Genomic DNA, 18194 nt, shown 5'->3' with positions numbered 1-18194 from the left:
GCCTTCCAGGCGGTGGCGGGTGGGGGGTCAGGAGCGGACGACGTCGAGCAGCTCGGGCTGCGTGCGGGCCGGGGCCTGCGCGGGGGGCTGCGCGGGGGCCTGGGCCGGGGTGTGCGCCGGGCGGTCGTCGGCGCGCAGGTCGGCGACGATCTCGCTGGAGCGGATGGCGAGCACGCTGATCAGCGAGTCCGCGATGCCGTGCGTGGCCTCGTTGACGCCCTGCAGGTAGACGCGGGCGGTCACGTGGGCGGGGAGGGTGACCCGGTAGTTGCGGGTGACGGTGAAGTCGTCCGCGCCGACCGAGGCGGCCAGGTTCCTGGTCACCAGCGGCATCTTCTGGCTGTAGCCGGTGCCCAGCAGCACCACGTCGCAGCGCAGCTCGGTGCGGGAGCCGTCCTTGCGGTCCACCAGGGTCAGCACGACCTCGTCGCCCTCGGAGCGGGCGTCGGCGACCTCGACCATGGTGATGACGGACATCCGCTGGTCGCCGCTGAGCTTCTCCAGGTAGATGGTGCGGTAGAGGTTCTCCAGCGTGGCGGGCGAGAGGCCGCCGTAGTTGGTGCGGTGCATCTCGCGCAGCAGCTGCTCGCGGGCGTCCGGGAGGGCGCTGTTGAAGGTGTCGACGAACGAGGGGTAGAACAGCTCGTTGGTGAACTTGCTGCTCTCGTAGCCGTTGAGGCCGATGGAGCGCATCACCATGGTCACCTCGGCGCCGGGCAGCGCCTGGTGCGACTCCCAGAACATCTCGGCGGCGGACTGCGCGCCGCCGACGACCACGACGCGCTTGGTGGTGGCCGGGTCGAGCTGCTTGAGGCGCTGGGCGAACTCGATGCTGTGCGCGACCTTCTCCTGCGGCAGGCCGAGGAACTCGGTGGGCACGTGCGGGTCGCGGCCGGTGCCGAAGACCAGCGAGCGGGCGCCGGTGGTGGAGCCGTCGGAGAAGCGCACCAGCCACGAGGTGACCTCGCCGCCGACCTCGGCGCGCGGCTCGACCGCCACCACCTTGCGGCCGTGCAGCACGCGCACCGACTTGAGGGAGGCGGCGACCCAGGACAGGTAGTCGGAGATCTCCCTGCGGTACGGGGTGAACGTGCCGAGGTTGATGAACTCGTCCAGCCTGCCGTTGGCGTGCAGGAAGTTCAGGAACGAGAACTCGCTGCGCGGGTTGCGCAGGGTGACCAGGTCCTTGAGGAACGACACCTGGCTCTGCGACCAGGGCAGCAGCATCCCGCGCTGCCAGGCCACGGTGTCGTGCTGCTCGACGATGGTGGTGTTCGCGGCGATCTCGGGCGCGAGCTCCTCCAGCGCCACGGCGAGCGCGAGGTTCGCGGGTCCGGCGCCGATCGCCAGCAGCTCGACTTCCTGGTGCTCCACGGGTTCTCCCATCTTCGGTGGGCGGTGGCGGTAGGACCGCCGCCCTCGTCGACCCGCCGCGACGGCGGCGGGGTGGTGCGGACCGCCCCTGGTGCGGGGCCGCCCCGGTCAGACCGGTTCGAACTGCGGGCTGACCAGGTCGACCACGTCGGCGACGGTCCTGGCCGCGTGGAAGGCGCGCAGGTCCACGCGCACCCCCAGCCCGGTCTCCAGCTGGGACAGCGCGTCCAGCGAGCTGGTGCTGTCCCACTCGTGCGCGGCGAGCACGGGCGTGGCGCGCAGCTCGCCCCGGCTCACCTCCAGCACGTCGCTGAGGATCTCCAGCACGGCTTCGGCAACCTCGCTCATCCGAGGACCCCGTTCCCTTCCTTCACCTTGTTCCCGGTCGGCGGCACGGCGCGGGCTCGGCCACGAGCGCGGCCACGAGCACGGCGTAAGTGCTTGTGCGGCAAGAAGATCGTGCGACCGGTACGTCATCCCCAGCCCCGCGCGGCCGGTGCGGCCGGAGCGGGGAGAACCCGAGTATTCACCGCAAACCGTTGCCCGCCAACAGGAATTCCCTATGCCCCCGATAGGTCGGGAGCGGCCGGGAAGCGGGCGCGCGGCAGCCACCCGGAGCGGTGACGGGCGCGCCGGATCAGGGCGCGCGGCATCGCCGCAACGGGTTGTCCGAAGGGTTTTTCAACAGATCCGCGCAGGTGGGAGAACTGCCCATCGCGCGGGACGGCGGATCCGGCGACCGACCGGGAGAGACCCGATCGCGCTTTCAGTCCACTCGGGATCGAGTGCGGTCTACAGAGGATTCAGGTGCTGCGCCCGGTCACGCGGCGAGCTGCCGCGCGGCCACCCGGCTGGCGGCCAGCACGGTCTTGACCGATCCGCCGCTGCCACCGGCGAAGGTGCGCACCCCGCCCTCGACGCGCAGCCTCAGCCCGCCCGGCGGCCCGTAGCCGTCGCAGGAGGCCACGGCGCGCACCGGTTCCGGGCGGACGCCGAACCGGCGCAGGACGGCGGCGGTGACGTCCTCGGCGTGGGCGGTGTCGACCTCGACCCGCTCGGGGTCGACGTCCCAGCGGTCGCAGCCCAGGCCCAGCAGGAACTCCCCCTGCGCCCACGGCCTGCCGAACAGGCCGGTGACGTCGTCGACGAAGACCGCGAGTCCGGGCAGCTCGACGCGGTAGACGCCGAACTGGATCTGCTTGGTGCGCCACTCCCCCGGCGCGAGCCTGCCGGTCCAGGCGCCCGCCGCGACGACGACGGCGTCGTACCGGCGCCCGGTCCCGCCCGCCGTGACGGTGTCCGCCCCGACGCGCTCGACCCTGCTCTCGCGCACGGTCGCGCCGTTCCGGGCCAGCCAGTCCAGCGCGCGCTCGCGCAGCCCGGCCGGTGACAGGAACCCGGCGTGGCGCTCCACGACGGCGGTGGCCCCGTCGCCGCCCGCGAACCCGTAGCGGCGGGCCGCCTCGGCGGCGTCCACGACCTCGGCGGAACCGGGCAGCAGCTCGCGCACGGCGGTCAGGTCGGGCGGTCCGGCGTCCGGGGGCAGCAGGTAGACCGAGCCGGTCTCCCGGTAGCCGGTCCACTCCAGCAGCTCGGGGCTGTCGCGCAGCTCGGCCAGGCCGAGCGCGGCGAGCCGGGACGCGGCCGGGTCGCGCTCGTAGCCCCGCACCAGCCCGCCGGACACGCCCGAGGCGTCCGGAGTGGATGGTCCGAGGGTGAACACCTCGACCTCGGCGCCGTGCTCGCGGCGCAACCTCAACGCGAGCAGCGCGCCCGCGATGCCCCCGCCGACCACACCGACCTTCATCTGAGCACCTCGGCGGCGCGGCGCGCGCCCTCGGCTCCAGGTCCCCCGCAAGTCCGATTCCGCATTGGATTCCCCCTAGCTGGTCAGGAGGGATAGTAGGGGTCGCAGGAAGGGAGTCAATGGGGACTGCGAACAATGTTTGCACCCCCACAAGGAACCCCTATGGGGTGCTGGGCAGTTGAGCCGACAGGAGTATCCGCGCTCAGGCCCCCGGCACAGCGGTCCTCCCCTATCGCCCCTCGTGATCAGCGGCGACACGCCGGGGCTCGCGCGGACTTCACAGACCGGACGCGATCGCGGGCGACCCCTCTGAATCGATTTCAGCAAGGGCGTCGACACGCGGATCACAGCAGCCGAAAACGTTTCGACAGGGCGGCTTTTGTCCGTTTCGACCGCGCCTGGGCCACCCCCGGCAGCCGGGGAGAATGCGCGGTGGATCCCTCCTCCCCGGCGGGTTCGGCGGGTCACCCGGCGGGCGGGACCCAGCCCCTGGTGTGGACGAGGTAGCAGTACTCGTCGAGCACCTTGGCGAGCGACCAGCCGGTGCGGCCGAGCCCGGCGACCAGCGCGGGTTCGGCGACCGCCTCGGCGGCCTCGGCGGCGGCCTCGGCGAGGACGGCGCGCGCCCACTCCCGGCCGGTGGCCAGGTGCGCGCGGTAGGCGCGGCCGTCGCGGGCGCCGTGCAGGCCCTGGGCGATCAGGTTGTCCCAGGGCATGAGCGCCTTGGGGCGCAAGGCGAACAGCAGCTTGGACGCGGCGGTCGGGCCGAGCGTCCTGGTGGGCGCGGCGGGGGACGCGGCGAGCGCGGTGAAGCAGGCGGCTAACGCGTCGAGCCGGTCGTCGGCCAGGTCGACGAGCCAGGCGTCGGGCGCGGGCAGCTCGGCGGACCACCCGTCCCACCAGTCGGCGATCGCCGCGTCGAACACCCCCGGCTCGCCGGGGCGGGGCTTGCGGATGCGGCAGCCCCAGGCGTTGAGCCAGGCGTGCGCGGCGTCGCGGTGCGCGGGCAGGGCGAGGTCGATCGCGGGGGAGGTGGCCGCTTCCAGGACGCGCCAGGACGGGTCGGGCTGGTCGGGCAGCGGGGAGAAGGCGAGGGTGGAGGCGCGCAGCGCGGCGAGGGTGGGGGTCACGGGCGGCAGGGTAGCCCCGATCGCGCGGTCCCTCCGGGGTTCCGCCGCGAGAGCGCGCTCGGAACCGGGCGTTCGGCCCTAGTATCCGGGCATGACCCAGCACCTGACCCGGTTCACCAGCGTCGCCCCCGAGTACCGGCACTACCCGAAGGAGGTCGTGCCGCTCCCGGACCACGACCTGGTGCTGCCCGACGCGCACCTGAAGTGGTACGAGGTGCGCAAGTCCGACGCGACCGTCCCGGACGCGCTGCGCGCCGAGGCCCACGAGTTCCTGTTAGCACGGGTCGCCGACCGCGATCTCGACCTCTCCGGAGACCTGGGCTTCGTCGTGCACCACCTGTGCGGCGAGGCGTTCCACTTCCTGATCGCCTGCACCTGGCGCAACAACAACGAGATGTGGCTGTCCGTCTACGCCAGGGACGCCGCGCGGCAGGACTCGTTCGAGCGCGTGGAGCAGGGCAGGCACCTGCAGGTGGTGTGCGTGTGGGAGATGGGGGCGGTGCTGCACGAGCAGCGGGCGTGGATCGAGTACCTGAAGTCGCCCCGCGACGAGGCCGCGACGCGCGCCTACCTGGACGACCGGTTCGCGGGCGCGGTCTGAGCACGGGCCGGGCGGCGCGGGCCCACGACCGGGAATCCCGCGCCGCTCAGCCTCGCGTCGACACCGGCGCGGCCAGGCCCCGTGCCGCCGCCAGCACCGCGCCTGCCCCTGCCCGCCCCATACCCCTCAGCCGAACCGCCCGTTCACGTAATCCGAAGTCCGCGGATCCTGCGGCCGGTGGAGCACCGCGTCCGTGTCGCCCTGCTCCACCACGTGCCCCGGCCCCCTCCGGGCCGCCGCAGCCGGTCCTTGACCTCCTTCCACAGCCCCGCTTTCGTCAGGCACTCCTCCACCAGCGCCTCCCGCTCCCCGCGCCCGACCTTCGCGCCGGTGAGCTTGAGCCCCGTGGTCGCGTTCTCCGCGATCGACATCGCCGGGAACGGGTTGGGCTTCTGGAACACCATGCCGGTGCGGCGGCGCGTCTCGGTGATCCGGGCGCCCTGCCGGTAGATGTCGGCGCCGCCCAGCCGCACCTCGCCCGCGAGGGCCGCGTCGGGCACCAGCTCGTGCATCCGGTTGAGGATGCGCAGGAACGTGGACTTGCCGCAGCCCGACGGTCCGATCAGCGCGGTCACCTCGCCCGCGTTCATGGTCAGCGAGACCCGGTCGAGCACCTTGCGCGCGCTGAACCAGGCGGACACGTCGACCGCGTCGAGCGCGGCGCGGTCGGCCAGGTGCGGGGGTTCCATCACGGCGGTCACGGGCGCGAGGCTAGGCGCGGGGATCGTCGGCGCGGTTCACCCGGCACGGCCGCGCACGAGTCGGTGGGGCGTTCACCCCTCCGGTGAGGCGCGAGAGCGCAAGCTTCCCACGACCGTGGTGGTGGTGTTCCCGGTGACGGGGAAGAGTTCCGGCCGGCCCCCACCGGGGCCAGGACAACGTTGAGGGACAAGGAGATTCCCGATGCGCTCCACCCTGATCAAGGTGGCCGTGGTGGCCGCGGCGCTCGTCTCGGCGGCAGGCGCCGAGGGCGAGGCTGGCCTCGCGCAGCCCGTCGGGGGCCACGCGCAGCACCACCTCGGAGGCGCGGGCGATGATGGGCAGCATCATGCTGGAGATCTGCACGAGCGTGCCGACGACGGCGTGCAGCACCCCGCCCTCCCCCAGCGGGTCGAGCGGTCCGGCGGCGCTGAGGTCGTCGGTGAGGAAGTTGGTGTGCCCCAGCGCTTCCGCGCCGCGCCAGAAGGTGTAGCCGACCACCAGCAGGAGTCCGACGCCGAGCAGCGCGGCGAGCGCGTGCACGACGGCCGCGGCCACCCGGTCCTTGACCGCCGCGGCGGGGTGCCGCAGGGCGGTGACGGAGGCGTGCGGCAGCAGGAACGCCGGGTACCGGCAGGCGGCGAAGCCGAGCAGGCCCGAGGTGGGCAGCAGGTTCTGGCAGATGATCCAGACCAGCGCCGGCGAGCCGGTGCCCGCGCCCGCCGCGGCGCGCGGCCGAGGCCGAGCATCGTGCCGCCGATGATCCCGCCGCGCCCGAAGGGCAGCACCACCGAGCGGATCACGCCCCAGCGGGTGGAGCCGAGCGCCAGCGCGGCCTCGCGCTCCCCCTGGGGCGCCGAGGAGAACACCTCGCGCATGACCGACGCGGTGATCGGCACGACCATCGTCGAGACGACCACGCCGCGGATGAACGTGGACGAGGTGTAGGCGGTGCGCTCCCACACGGCGGCCGTCAGGTCGAGCAGCGCCACCAGGGTGCGCTTGAGGCGCAGCGGGGCGTACTCGGTGAGGTGGAGCGCCGTGCCGAGCGCGACCTGGAGCGTGCCGAGCGCCGCCGACAGGATGCGGAGGGTGTTCGACTCGGCGCGGGCCGCGCCGCGGGAGACCCGGTCGGAGAGCGGGATCGCGGGCGCGGTGGAACGGGGCCGATCAACTTCGGCCGTCATGGGACTTCTCCCCCTGCGGGCGGCGGTTCCGGGGCGGGCTTCTCGCGCCCTCCCGGCAGTCGAGACGGTGGCTGACGGCGGTGAACGCTCACCCAACGGGACATTGGCGCCACACGTCGGAGCCGCCTCGGCTCGACCTGCCGCGCTTGCCCGCCTGGTGGTGGGCGAGCTCGGGGTCGAACTCGGCGTCGACGGCGCGCGTGCCGAAGCGGTTGGCGGCGAGGCCGTCGTGCTGGCGCGCGCACCCCGAGCACCCGGTTGTCGCCCCCCGTCAGCCGCCACCGGATACCGCTTTCCGCCGTCCGGTAGCACTGGAAACGTGTCACGATCGCCCTCCCGGTAACCGGCTGCCCGAGCCGGTGCGGCCGGGGACGGAACCCGCCGGGCCGGTCCCCGTTCAGCAGGGGGAGACGTTCACGCCGGGACGGCAAGGCCGTGGTCCTGCGGGTGAGCGCCACACGCACGGTCGGTTAACGGGAGCGGACGCGGGCGGGGCGTTGGGTCCACTGTGGACCGCACGGCTCAGCGGAGCCCACCGTTCGCGCGGGAGGCGGGGCCGGGCGGCGGATCAGCGGAACGCGGCGGCGCCGTCGGGTGATCGGCGCGGGCGGTCAGCCTGGACACCCTGGGCCCGAGGTCGTTCCCGTGGAGCGTGCCTGCCCTGATCGGGCCCGTCCTGTTCGTGGGGGACAGCTCGACAAAGGGAAAGGGGCGGCGACCCGAGGTCGACTGCCTGCACCGGATCGCCGCCCTTTTCGCGCGCCGTGCGTCGAACGGGCTCCCCCGCTGAGCGAAAAGGACGTACCGCCCGAGACCGCGCCGATCCGGGGAAGTTTTTTCACCGTTGCCCCCGCGCGCGGGCATTCCCAGGACCGCAGCGGCGCGGTCGCCGCTAGGCGACCTCGGCGACCTCGCCCAGGTCGATCCGCGCCCTGGCGAGCGAGAGCATCCCGCACCCGTACGCCTTGGCCCGCCCGATGCCGCTGCCGACCGCCTCCCGCAGCTCGTCCGCGTCGGTGACCACGAGGTGCCCGTCGAACCGCACCGCGTCCACGGTGATCGGCCGCCCGGCCTTCTTGCGCCCGGTCATCCGGGGCGCGGACCACAGCGTCACGTCCGGCACCCCGTCGGGCCGGTCGCGCAGCGCGAACCCGTGCCGCTGCCCCTTGCGCGCCAACCACGACACCTGCGCCTCGGGCGTGCGGTGCGCCACCCGCAGCCCGCGCCCACCGGGCTCGGCGGGCACGCTGTCCTTGGTGGCGTTGGCCAGCAGCCGGAACGCCAGCACCCGGCCGGGCTCGATGGCGTCGAGCAGCGGGTCGAGCGAGCGCACCTCGGCGGGCGAGGTCAGCAGGGTCTCGGGTAACCCGGTCCAGTCCGGCCGGGTCAGGCTCTGCACGTACTGGGTGTACCCGGCGGGCGTGGCGTCGAGCCGCCACAGCACCCCGTGGGTCTGCCTGGCGGGCGAGCCGTCCTCGACCCTCGGGTAACCGGACATGACAGTGCGGTGCATCTCGTGCAGGTTCGCCAGGTCCCGGCGGAACTCGCGGGAGCGCACGTCGACGGTCAACTTGGTCAGGAACACCGCGCGATCAACCTTCCTCGGTCATCTGTTCGGACAGCGCGAACCGCCCCGCGCGGACGGCGCGGGGTCGGGCGGCACGGGGTGGGAAGCATGGGGCGGCACGGCACGGGCGGCACGGGGACCGGCGGCGCGCGGGCGCGGCGGGGACGTCGGCGGAAAGCGCCCCGCGAGGGGCGTGCGCATCGCCGATCGGCGCGGCCAGGGGCGCGCGGGAGTGCGGGGCGGGAACCGCGAGGATCATTCCGGAGCGGGCGTCGGATAAATCGGGAATGGATAAGCGGCGCGCATCGCGACCGCTCGGGGACCCGGCGCGCGGGCCGGACCGACCACGGCCGACAGGCACCGCCCCGACCAGCGGGAACACCACCGCGCCCCGCCCCAACGCCTCCCCGGACCAGCCCAGGACCTGCGACGACTTACCCCACGCGGCCCATGCCGGTGGAACCGGCTCGCCCACACCACCCTCCCCCACGCGCACTACCGCCCATGGGAGGACATGCAATCACAGGATTGCGCCCGGCGGGACGCGAGATAGCGGAAAGGGGCCGAAAGTCCCGAGGGAAAACAATTCGCCGCACAATTGCGGTCAGGCGTTCCGGTGATCACCCGGACTCGACCGGAGCAGCGCTCGACGGTCGACCGGGACGGGGACCGGGGGCGCCGGCCGGTCCCCGCAGGACCGCGCCGGCGTCTTCCCCTCTGGCCTGGCTCAACTCTGGCCCAGCTCAGTGCTGGCCCAGCTCAGTGCTGGACCTTGTCCAGGTGCAGCATCTTCGCGATGACGGCGTCGAGCTCGCCGTCGTTGAAGATCTTCTTCCAGTCGTCCTTGACGATCGTCTCGCGGCCGTAGTCCATCGCGATCAGGCACGCGTCGGAGAACGGGTTGTCGCCCTTGAGGGTGTTCGCGAGCGCGACCTGGACGTGGCCGAGCAGCATGGCGCGGGCGGCGGGCTCGGGGACGCCGACGGTGTTGACGGTCTCCTCCAGCGCCTCCTTGAGCAGCGCGCCGACCATGCAGGCCACCGTCTCGACGAGGGTGGGCTCCAGGTACGCCAGCTGCTTGACGGTCACCCAGTGCACGTCGATGACCGGCGCGTACATGGTGCGGATGACCTCGGCGGCGACGGCCCTGGCCGCCTCGTCGCCGGACTCGATGGCGGCCACGACGTCCTGCGCGGCGGCGATGCCGCCGAAGGTGTCGGCGACCTCCTCCGGGGTCTTGCGCTGGAGGAACACCGACGGGTGACACGGGTGGGCCACGACGAACTCGACGTCGTCGCGCTTGGTCAGCAGGCCCGCGTACGCGGCGGCCGGGTCCAGGGTCAGCACGATGGCGCCGGACTTGAGCTGCGGCACGACCTGCGCGGACACCGGGCCGAGGGCGATGTCCGGCACGGCGAGGATGACGACCTGGGCGTCCTTGACGGCCTCGGCGGTGTCGGTGACCTCGCGGCCCGCGTCCTTGACCCGAACCTGACCGGGCTCGGAGTTCTCGCTGTAGAAGACCGTGTGGGAGGTGCGCGCGAGGTTGTTCGACACGCGCATACCCATCTTGCCGCCCGCTCCGATGACGGCGATGGTCAGGTTCTCGGTCATGGTCGTGTGCTCCTCAGGTAGTCCACGCTGTGCGCGGTCCACAGTTGTTCGGTCTTGCGGGTCGCGTCCTCGTCGCCCTGCCAGGGCAGCCAGTGCTCGACGATCTGGTTGACCCCGCGCTCGTCGGGGCGGACCCGGTCGAGCAGGTGGTCGTAGTCGAGCAGCCCGGCGCCCATGAGCGCGCCCGCGAGCTGGAAGCCCACCCAGCCCTCGCTGCGGGTGAACGCGAAGTCCTTGGAGTGCACGTTCAGCACGTGCTTCGCGCACCGGTCCACCACCGCGCTCGGCTGCTCCAGGGCGGCCACGGTGTTGGCGGGGTCCAGGCAGATGCCGACGCGCGGGTGGTCGACGCCCTCGACCAGCTCGACCAGGGCGGCGGTGGACACCTGCTCGTAGGTCTCCAGCGCCAGGTCGACGCCGCGCTCGGCCAGCTCCGGCGCGATGGCGCGCAGGTCGGCCAGCGCCTCGTCCGGGGTGGGCCGGTGGTCGGCGGTGTTGACCATGCTGCGCAGCACCTTCGCGCCCAGCACGTCGGCGATGTCCAGGTAGCGGCGCAGGTGCTCGGGGCGCAGGCCCCTGGTGCCCAGCTCGAACGCCACGCCCGCCGCGTCACCGGCGGCGCGCAGGGCGCGCAGCTGCTCGGCGTCGAAGTCCTCGATGGCCGGGTGGTCGCAGATCTGGAGCAGCCCCACGCCCAGCTCGGCGGTCTTGTCGACCACCTCGACCAGGGTCAGCGGCTTCTCCACGCGGGAGGACAGCTGCCAGAAGAACGCGTAGGTGCTCAGCCCGATGCTCACGCCGGAACCCCCTCCACCTCGGCGACCTCGTCCAGCACCCGGCGCAGCGCGGCGGGGTCGTGCGCGAACCGGCCGAGGAACAGCCCGTCGGCGTCGCCGCCGAGCGCGGAGTACAGGCCGGGCCCGGCGCTGCCGCCGTAGATGACCCGGCTGCCGGGCCGACCGGCCACGTCCCCGCGCAGCGCCGCGCACACCGCGCGGACGTGCTCGTGCGGGGCGGGCTCGGCCGCGCCGATCGCCCACACCGGCTCGTAGGCCAGGGTGATCGGGCCGGGCAGGCTGGCGGAGTTGACCAGCGCGGACGCGAGCTGCGCGCGGCACACCTCCACCGCGTGCTCGACCGTGCCGCGCACCGGCTCGCCGACGCACAGCACCGGCTCCAGCTGGTTGCGCAGCGCGGCGGCGAGCTTGGCGGCGACGATCCGGTCGTCCTCGGTGAACAGCCTGCGCCGCTCGGCGTGGCCGACCTCGACGTACCGGCAGCCGATCTCGCGCAGCGCCACGCCGCTGACCTCGCCGGTGTAGGCGCCCTGGTCCTCCCAGGACAGGTCCTGCGCGCCGACCGCGATCCCGGTGTCCCCGGCCGCCGCGACCAGCGCGGCCAGCTCGGTGAACGTGGGCAGCACGAACAGCTCGGCGGTCCCGGAGGCGAGCGCCGGGTGGTCCGCGGCCAGGGACAGCACCTCGTCGAACCACTCGCGGGTGCGGCGCGGGCCCAGGTACATCTTCAGGCTCACGCCGATCGCCACGCGCGGGCGGGGGGCTGGCATCAGCGCGTCCCCGCGGTCTCGCGGCCCTCGTCGTACTCGGTGATCAGGGCGACCTTCTGCGCGGAGGCCGAGCCCTCGTCGAAGCGGTACTCCAGCCACTCGCGGGCCAGGCGGCGGGCCAGCTCCAGGCCCACGACGCGCTGGCCGAAGCACAGCACCTGGGCGTTGTTGCTGAGCACGGCGCGCTCGACGGAGAAGCTGTCGTGCGCGGTGACGGCGCGCACGCCGGTCACCTTGTTGGCGGCGATGGCCACGCCGAGGCCGGTGCCGCACACCAGCAGCGCGCGGTCCGCCTCGCCCCTGGCGATCATCTCGGCGGCGGAGACCGCGACCGCCGGGTACGGGGTGTGGCCGTCGGGGTCGACGCCGACGTCGACGACGGACACGACGGCGCCGCTGGCCTCCAGGTCCCGCTTGAGGGCTTCCTTGTACTCGAAGCCGGCGTCGTCGGAGCCGACGACGATCCGGAGCTGCGCGGTCATGCGTGGTCCTCTCGAACGGGTGGTGATGTGTCGCGCCCGTGCCCGCTGCCCCCGTCAGGAGGCGGCGAGCACCCCGGCGACGGTGGTGACGACGAGCGCGAAGGAGATCGCGCCCGCGTCGGGCGTGCCGAGGCTGCGCTCCACGTGGGTGCGCGCCCGGCCCATGCGGGGCTTGAGGTCCGCGGTGGCCTTGGCCGCGGCGTCGGCGGCGCGGGCCGCGGTGGTCCACGGGTCCGCGTCGCCCGAGGCGACGGCGTCGGCGAACGCGGTGCGGTAGGGCACCAGCGCGTCGACCATGGTCTTGTCGCCGACCTCGGCGCCGCCGAGGCCGAGGATCGCGTCGACGGCGGCGGCCACGGCCTTGGCCGCGTCGCGGGGCTCGTCGTCGCCGAAGGCGCTGCCCGCCGCGTACAGGGCGACGCCCCACAGCGCGCCGGAGGTGCCGCCTGCCTTGTCGGCCCACTCGTCGCCCGCGATGCGGAGCGTGGTGCCCAGGCCCGCGCCCTCGTCGACGGCGCGGGCGGCGGCGGCAGCGGCGGCGGTGATGCCGCGCTGCATCCCGATGCCGTGGTCGCCGTCACCGGCGATGGCGTCGATGCGGCCGAGCTCGTCGGCGGCCTCGTCGATCGCGATCCTGGATGCCTCGATGGCGGCGGCGGCGCGCTTGGCGGCGGCCTTCGACGCGTCGGTGGCGGCCGGGATGGCCTCCTCCAGGTCGAGGTGGGCCGCCTCGCCCGCGGCGGGGTCGGCGCTCGCCGCGGGCGAGGGGGTCTTGCGGTAGCCGGGCGAGTCGGCGGGAGCCCGCCAGTACCCCTCCAGCTCCTCGTCCAGCCAGACCAGCGAGAGCGAGAGCCCTGCCATGTCGAAGCTCGTGTAGAACTCGCCGACCTCGGGCTCGACCAGCTCGATCCCGGCCTCGGCGAGCAGTCGCGCCACCTCGCGGTAGACGACGAACAGCTCCTCGTACTTGACCGCGCCCAGGCCGTTGAGCAGCACCGCCGCGCGGGCGGGGCCCGCGATGGGGGCGTGCTCCAGGACCTTGCGGACCAGGATGGCGGCCATCTCGTCGGCGCTGGGGACGTCCTGCTCCTCGGTGCCGGGCTCGCCGTGCACGCCCATGCCGATGGCCATGCGGCCCTCGGGGACGGTGAACAGCGGTTCGGACGCGCCGGGGAGGGTGCAGCCGCTGAACGCCACGCCGATGGTGCGGGTGCGGGCGTTGGCGCGCTCGGCGACCGAGGCCACCTGCTCCAGGGTCAGACCGGCCTCGGCCGCCGCGGCGGCGAGCTTGATCACCGCGAGGCCGCCTGCGAGGCCCCGCCGGGTGGCGGGGTCCTCCCGGTCGGCCACCGACACGTCGTCGGTGACCGGGACCGTGCGGCTGGGGATGCCGTCGGCGATGAGGCGCTGCTCGGCCTGGCCGAAGTTCAGCACGTCACCGGCGTAGCGGCCGAAGACGAACAGCACTCCCGCGCCGTTGTCGACCGCCCTGGCCACCGACCGGACCTGGCGGGCGGAGGGGGACGCGAACACGTTCCCCATCGCCGCGCCGTGGGCCATGCCGGTCCCGACGAGGCCGCCGAAGGCGGGGTAGTGCCCGGAGCCGCCACCGGTGACGATGGCGACGGTGCCGGGCGCGCCCTCGGCGACCCGAACGACCCCACCGGGTACCCGGCGGACACGGGTGGCGTTGGCGGCCACGAAGCCGTCGACCAGCTGGTCGGCGAACTCGGCGGGGTCGTTGCGGAGCCGGGTCATGCGGACTTCTCCTCCAGGGGGGCGGCGGTCGTGGCGGTCCGGCCCCGGCGGTCGAGCACGACCATCAGGATCGCGGAGAGCAGCATGAACCCGCCGACCACGAACATCGGGACGGTGTAGGCGCCGGTGGCGTCGTGGATCGCGCCGGTGATGTACGGGGCGGCGAAGCCCGCGATGTTGCCGACGGTGTTGATCAGCGCGACACCGGCGGCCGCCGCCGCGCCGGACAGGAACTGGGTCGGGACCGACCAGAAGTTCGGCAACGCGGCGAAGATCGCGCAGGCGGTCACGGTGATCACGGCGATGGTCGCGGCGGGCGAGCCCGCGTACAGCGCCAGGGGGATGGAGACCGCGCCGACGACGGCGGGGATGGAGATGTGCCAGGTCTTGACGCCGCGCTTGGTGGCGTCGCGGGACCAGAGGTAGAGCACGATCGCGGCCGGGACGTACGGGATGGCCGTGATCAGGCCCCGCTCGATCAGGCCGAACGTGACGCCCGCGCTCTCCTGGAAGCCGGAGATGATCGTCGGCAGGAAGAACGCCAGGGTGTACAGGCCGTAGATGAAGCCGAAGTAGATCAGCGAGAGCATCCACACGCGACCGGAGCCGAAAGCGGCCTTGAGGCCGTGGTGCTTCTGGGGGCCCTTGCCCGCGTCCTCCTTGGAGAGCGCGGTGGTCAGCCAGTCCTGCTCCTCCTTGGTCAGCCACTTGGCGTCCTTGGGGCTGTCGGCCAGGTAGAACCAGGCGATGACGCCCACGATGATCGCCGGGGCGCCGACGCCGAGGAACATGAAGCGCCAGCCCTCAAGGCCGAAGAAGACGTCGTGCTGCTGGATCAGCCAGCCCGCGAGCGGGGCGCCGACGACCGTGGTCAGCGGCTGGGCCAGGTAGAACAGCGCGAGGATCCTGGTGCGGTAGCGCACCGGGACCCACAGGCTCAGGAAGAGCACGGCGCCGGGGAAGAAGCCCGCCTCGGCGACACCCAGCAGGAAGCGCAGGGTGGCGAGCTGGGTGTAGTTCTGCACCCAGGTGAACAGGACGGCGACGATGCCCCAGGTCACCATGATGCGGGCCAGCCAGCGGCGGGCGCCGAACTTGTGCAGGGCGATGTTGCTGGGCACTTCCAGCACGATGTACCCGAGGAAGAAGATGCCTGAGGCGAACCCGAACTGGGCGGCGGTGAGCGCCAGGTCGGAGTTCATCCCGTTCGGCGCGGCGAAGCCGATGGCCGTCCGGTCCAGGTAGTTGATGAAGAACATGAGCGCGACGAACGGAACGAGGCGCATCGCGACCTTGCGGATCGCTGACTTCTCGACTGCGGTGACCGGTGTGGCCCCGGTAGCCGTGCTGGTGTCCACAGTGACTCCTCGCATGGGCATCTGACACCACTGTCAAGCCTGCGGACAGGACTTGCTCGTTGTGGTGCGGCGACCGCTGCGTCGACCCTCGGCTCGGCGGCGGCGCCTTCGTGTTGCCGTGAAGTATCACCACGCACCGGTCAACCAGTCAACCGGTTGACCGGTTAACCGGTAACAATTCTGTAGCGCGGCATTCACTAGGATCACCACGTGCCCGCGTTTTCCAAGGACCCCATCACCGGTCTCCCCGAGGCCATCGGCGACGTCCACACCGGTGGCTCGCTCGCCGCCGGGGTCGCCCAGGCGCTCCTCGCCCACTTCACCCAGGGCGGGGTGTCCGCCGGGGAGCGCCTCCCCCCGGAGCGCGCCCTGGCCTCGGCGCTCGGCGTCGGCCGCTCCGCCGTGCGCGAGGCGCTGGCCGCGCTGGAGCTGCTCGGCGTCGTGGTGGTCAAACCCGGCTCCGGCACGTACCTGCGCGGCGACGCCTCCGAGCTGCTGCCCAAGACGCTGAGCTGGGGCTTGATGCTCGGCGAGCCGCAGACCCAGGAGCTGATCGAGGTCCGCCACGGCCTGGAGACGTACGCGGTGCGGCTGGCCGCGAGCCGGGTCGGCGACGAGGAGCTGGCGCGGCTGGGCGGGTACGTCGACACCATGCGCGCCTCGGTCGACGACCTGGAGCGGTTCGTCGAGGCCGACATGATGTTCCACATGGACATCGGCCACATCGCGGGCAACGAGGTCCTGCACCACCTGCTGCAGAGCATCCGGTCGCTGATCCGGGTGTGGGTCGAGCGCGGCCTGCGCGACCGGCCGCACGCGGAGCTGTCGATCCAGGAGCACAGCCGCGTGCTGGAGGCGCTGAGGGCGCGGGACCCGCAGGCCGCCGCCGAGGCGATGGCCGCGCACATGACGACGGCGGGTCTGCGGCTGAGCAGCTCGCTGCCGTCCGGGGGCGCGCGGGCGGGCGACGCCTGAATCCGCCCGTCCGGGTGACCCCCGCGTCACACCCGCCACACCCGCCCCACCGGCACCACGCGCACCACCGCTCCGACCGGGCCGAACCCCCACTTTGATCCACTGTGGACTATCCACACGAAACCGCTCACACGCGCAGGTGTCGCCTGATAGAACGAAAACAGGCCAACGGGACCTGCGAGGCGTAGCGCAGGGGGGAAGCCCGCTCACGCCTGAGCACATCCTTGTGGAGCGACATGTCCGGCGGGGGTTACCGCAGCGTGCCCGACGAGCTTCGGGGCACGGCCAAGAGCATCGGCGGCGCGGTGGACGGCGTCGTCGGCCCGCACTGGCGCCCGCCGTCGGGTGACTACGGGCACGCGGGCGTGCAGGCCGGCTGGGCCGACTTCATCGAGCGGGCCGTCCTGCGGGTGAAGGAGCTGCGGGAGCGCGCCGAGGAGCACGGCCGCAGGCTGGAGACGACCGCGGGCGCGTACGTCGAGCAGGAGCACCAGGTCTCGACGCGGATGCGGGCGGTCGACGGGCACGGCGGGATCGCGGGCGGCGCGGTCGGGTCGGGCGTGACCGGCGGGATCAGCGGCGGCGCGGTCGGGTCGGGCGTCACGGGTGGTGTCGCGGGTGGCGCGGTCGGTGACGTCGCGGGCGCGACCACCGGCGCGGTCGGCTCGGGCGCGGTCGGCGCGTCCACCGCCGCCGAGGGCCGGATCGGGCGCAGGCTCGGCGGTGGTCGGCGGTGAGCGCGCTCGGGCGGACCAGCGATCCCCGCGACCTGGTCCCCGGCCTTCCGGAGGCGATCGGCGCCGACCTTCGACTGCTGGTCCAGGGCGTGCGGGCGGTGTCCGGCACCGGCGCGGACCTCGGGGCGATCGACGTGGCCGGGTGGGCGGGCGAGGCCGCCGAGGCGTTCCGGGGCGCGTTCGGCGAGGAGCCGCCGCGGTGGCTCGCGGCCGTCGAGGAGCTGGGCGAGGGCGGCGAGGCGCTGGCCGACTACGCCGCGAAGCTGGTGTGGGCGCAGGCCGAGGCGCAGCGCGCGATCGAGCTGCACGCCGCCGCGAAAGCGCTCTCCCGCCTGGCCCGGTCGCACTTCCTGGCGCAGATCGCCAGCGGCCTGGTCGGCACGTTCGTCGACCCGGCGGCCGGGGTGTTCCAGGAGGCCGAGCGCGTCCTGCGGGCCGCGCAGGCCGAGCTGGCCGAGGCCGGTGGGCTGGCCGCCGAAAAGCTCGGCCTGACCGAGGGCTCGGACGGGAGGCGCACCAGGTCCGGCGGGCGGGAGTTCGGCGACGGGCTGAACCCGGACTGGAAGCAGGAGCACTCCGGGAAGTTCCGGGACGGGGCCGCGCCCGGCCTGAACGAGGGCTTCGCCGAGGGGGTCGCCGCCCTGCTCGACCGGCTGGGCGTCGACGTGCCCACCGGCGAGTGGTCCGGCGCGACCGAGGCCAGGGTCTGGGGCGTCGACGGCGAGGGGTCGTTCGACGACGGCCTCTTCTCCGGCGACGGGCGGTACGGCGTCGACGTGCTGGGCGCGGGCGCGCAGGCCGACGCCAAGTGGGGCGCGAGCGGCATCACCGCGACCGCGAGCGCCGAGGCGTACCTGGCGAAGCTGGAGGCGTCCGGCCAGGTCAGGGCGGGTGAGCACGCCTCGGCGTCGGGCAGCGCCACCGGCTACGTCGGCGCGACGGGCTCGGGCGAGTTCACGCTCAACGCCTCGGGCGCGCAGGCCAGGGTGGACGCGTTCGCGGGCGCGCGGGCCAAGGCCGAGGGCGGCGTGGAGGTCGCAGGCATCGGGGTCGGCGGCACGGCCGAGGCGTGGGCGGGCGTGGGGCTGACGGCGGACGCCCAGCTCGGCCTGGGACCGGACGGCAAGTTCCACGTCGGCGGCTCGTTCGGCGCCGGGCTCGGCCTCGGCGGCAAGCTCGGGTTCGACTTCACCGTCGACCCGAAGGCCGTGGTGTCGACCGTGGCCGACGCGGCGGGCGCGATCGGTGACGGGCTGAGCGCGGTCGGTGGCGCCGTGGACAATGCCGGGAAGCAGGTGACGAGGTTCTTCGGCGATCTGTTCTAGCGGCGCCCGCCGA

General features: G+C 73.5%; 16 protein-coding genes and 2 pseudogenes. 4 read left to right on the top strand and 14 right to left on the bottom strand.

Annotation, left to right across the window (positions count from 1 at the left end; genetic code table 11):
• Positions 1-27: 27 nt before the first annotated feature.
• From AMIR_RS13290 to AMIR_RS13275, 4 genes are all read right to left on the bottom strand, one after another.
• The gene (locus tag AMIR_RS13290; protein ID WP_015801484.1) at positions 28-1374 is read right to left on the bottom strand and encodes a lysine N(6)-hydroxylase/L-ornithine N(5)-oxygenase family protein; all 1347 of its coding nucleotides are present in this window, start codon (positions 1372-1374) and stop codon (positions 28-30) included.
• 108 nt (positions 1375-1482) lie between these two features.
• On the bottom strand, positions 1483-1722 hold the full coding sequence (locus tag AMIR_RS13285) for an acyl carrier protein (RefSeq protein WP_015801483.1): 240 nt from the start codon (positions 1720-1722) through the stop codon (positions 1483-1485).
• Between the two features lie 472 nt (positions 1723-2194).
• Positions 2195-3181 (bottom strand): FAD-dependent oxidoreductase, encoded by a 987-nt coding sequence (locus AMIR_RS13280; protein WP_015801482.1) that lies wholly within the window; start codon positions 3179-3181, stop codon positions 2195-2197.
• A 464-nt stretch (positions 3182-3645) separates the two neighbouring features.
• A complete protein-coding gene (locus AMIR_RS13275) occupies positions 3646-4311 on the bottom strand; it encodes a hypothetical protein (protein WP_015801481.1) in 666 nt (221 codons plus the stop codon).
• Between the two features lie 91 nt (positions 4312-4402).
• On the opposite strand from AMIR_RS13275, the gene AMIR_RS13270 reads away from it, so the two are divergent.
• Positions 4403-4912, top strand: a complete 510-nt coding sequence (locus AMIR_RS13270) for a hypothetical protein (RefSeq protein ID WP_015801480.1) — start codon at positions 4403-4405, stop codon at positions 4910-4912.
• A 224-nt stretch (positions 4913-5136) separates the two neighbouring features.
• On the opposite strand, the pseudogene AMIR_RS13265 reads toward AMIR_RS13270, so the two are convergent.
• The 10 genes and pseudogenes from AMIR_RS13265 to AMIR_RS13220 form a co-directional block, all read right to left on the bottom strand.
• A pseudogene (locus tag AMIR_RS13265) lies at positions 5137-5601 on the bottom strand (phosphate ABC transporter ATP-binding protein); the annotation flags it as partial.
• A gap of 22 nt (positions 5602-5623) precedes the next feature.
• Positions 5624-6169, bottom strand: a complete 546-nt coding sequence (locus tag AMIR_RS41775) for an ABC transporter permease family protein (protein WP_015801478.1) — start codon at positions 6167-6169, stop codon at positions 5624-5626.
• Positions 6170-6402: 233 nt separating this feature from the next.
• Positions 6403-6489, bottom strand: a pseudogene (locus tag AMIR_RS41770) (hypothetical protein); the annotation flags it as partial.
• A gap of 1201 nt (positions 6490-7690) precedes the next feature.
• Positions 7691-8383 (bottom strand): type I-E CRISPR-associated protein Cas6/Cse3/CasE, encoded by a 693-nt coding sequence (gene cas6e / locus AMIR_RS13250; RefSeq protein ID WP_015801476.1) that lies wholly within the window; start codon positions 8381-8383, stop codon positions 7691-7693.
• Positions 8384-9124: 741 nt separating this feature from the next.
• Positions 9125-9979 (bottom strand): phosphogluconate dehydrogenase C-terminal domain-containing protein, encoded by an 855-nt coding sequence (locus AMIR_RS13245; protein ID WP_015801475.1) that lies wholly within the window; start codon positions 9977-9979, stop codon positions 9125-9127.
• The gene (locus AMIR_RS13240) at positions 9976-10776 is read right to left on the bottom strand and encodes a sugar phosphate isomerase/epimerase family protein (protein WP_015801474.1); all 801 of its coding nucleotides are present in this window, start codon (positions 10774-10776) and stop codon (positions 9976-9978) included. The genes AMIR_RS13245 and AMIR_RS13240 overlap by 4 nt, the downstream gene beginning before the upstream one ends.
• Positions 10773-11546 carry a triose-phosphate isomerase family protein gene (locus AMIR_RS13235; RefSeq protein ID WP_015801473.1) on the bottom strand — a complete coding sequence of 258 codons (774 nt, stop codon included), beginning with the start codon at positions 11544-11546 and terminating at the stop codon, positions 10773-10775. Before AMIR_RS13235 ends, AMIR_RS13240 begins: the two co-directional genes overlap by 4 nt.
• Positions 11546-12028 carry a ribose-5-phosphate isomerase gene (locus AMIR_RS13230; protein ID WP_015801472.1) on the bottom strand — a complete coding sequence of 161 codons (483 nt, stop codon included), beginning with the start codon at positions 12026-12028 and terminating at the stop codon, positions 11546-11548. Before AMIR_RS13230 ends, AMIR_RS13235 begins: the two co-directional genes overlap by 1 nt.
• Before the next feature lie 54 nt (positions 12029-12082).
• Positions 12083-13786, bottom strand: coding sequence for a dihydroxyacetone kinase family protein (locus tag AMIR_RS13225; protein ID WP_015801471.1), 1704 nt, complete (start codon positions 13784-13786; stop codon positions 12083-12085).
• Positions 13783-15144, bottom strand: coding sequence for an MFS transporter (locus AMIR_RS13220; RefSeq protein WP_015801470.1), 1362 nt, complete (start codon positions 15142-15144; stop codon positions 13783-13785). The genes AMIR_RS13225 and AMIR_RS13220 overlap by 4 nt, the downstream gene beginning before the upstream one ends.
• Positions 15145-15354: 210 nt before the next feature.
• Between AMIR_RS13220 and AMIR_RS13215 the strand changes: the two genes are divergently transcribed.
• From AMIR_RS13215 to AMIR_RS35615, 3 genes are all read left to right on the top strand, one after another.
• Positions 15355-16119 carry a FadR/GntR family transcriptional regulator gene (locus AMIR_RS13215; RefSeq protein ID WP_015801469.1) on the top strand — a complete coding sequence of 255 codons (765 nt, stop codon included), beginning with the start codon at positions 15355-15357 and terminating at the stop codon, positions 16117-16119.
• Between the two features lie 236 nt (positions 16120-16355).
• Positions 16356-16856: a hypothetical protein gene (locus AMIR_RS13210; RefSeq protein ID WP_015801468.1), complete on the top strand. Its 501-nt coding sequence runs from the start codon at positions 16356-16358 to the stop codon at positions 16854-16856.
• Entirely contained in the window at positions 16853-18181 is a 1329-nt protein-coding gene (locus tag AMIR_RS35615; protein WP_015801467.1) for a putative T7SS-secreted protein, read from the top strand. Before AMIR_RS13210 ends, AMIR_RS35615 begins: the two co-directional genes overlap by 4 nt.
• Positions 18182-18194: the final 13 nt, after the last annotated feature.

Source organism: Actinosynnema mirum DSM 43827 (assembly GCF_000023245.1).
Lineage (GTDB): Bacteria > Actinomycetota > Actinomycetes > Mycobacteriales > Pseudonocardiaceae > Actinosynnema > Actinosynnema mirum.
The sequence above is the reverse complement of the archived record's forward strand: the minus strand, read 5'-3'. Positions and strand labels throughout refer to the sequence as shown.

Bases quoted from the DNA above. Each gene is read 5' to 3' on its own strand.
- AMIR_RS13245 (WP_015801475.1), bottom strand. From the start codon at position 9,979: ATGACCGAGAACCTGACCATCGCCGTCATCGGAGCGGGCGGCAAGATG.
- AMIR_RS13280 (WP_015801482.1), bottom strand. From the start codon at position 3,181: ATGAAGGTCGGTGTGGTCGGCGGGGGCATCGCGGGCGCGCTGCTCGCG.
- AMIR_RS13225 (WP_015801471.1), bottom strand. From the start codon at position 13,786: ATGACCCGGCTCCGCAACGACCCCGCCGAGTTCGCCGACCAGCTGGTC.
- AMIR_RS13235 (WP_015801473.1), bottom strand. From the start codon at position 11,546: ATGCCAGCCCCCCGCCCGCGCGTGGCGATCGGCGTGAGCCTGAAGATG.
- AMIR_RS13285 (WP_015801483.1), bottom strand. From the start codon at position 1,722: ATGAGCGAGGTTGCCGAAGCCGTGCTGGAGATCCTCAGCGACGTGCTG.
- AMIR_RS13210 (WP_015801468.1), top strand. From the start codon at position 16,356: ATGTCCGGCGGGGGTTACCGCAGCGTGCCCGACGAGCTTCGGGGCACG.
- AMIR_RS13270 (WP_015801480.1), top strand. From the start codon at position 4,403: ATGACCCAGCACCTGACCCGGTTCACCAGCGTCGCCCCCGAGTACCGG.
- AMIR_RS13230 (WP_015801472.1), bottom strand. From the start codon at position 12,028: ATGACCGCGCAGCTCCGGATCGTCGTCGGCTCCGACGACGCCGGCTTC.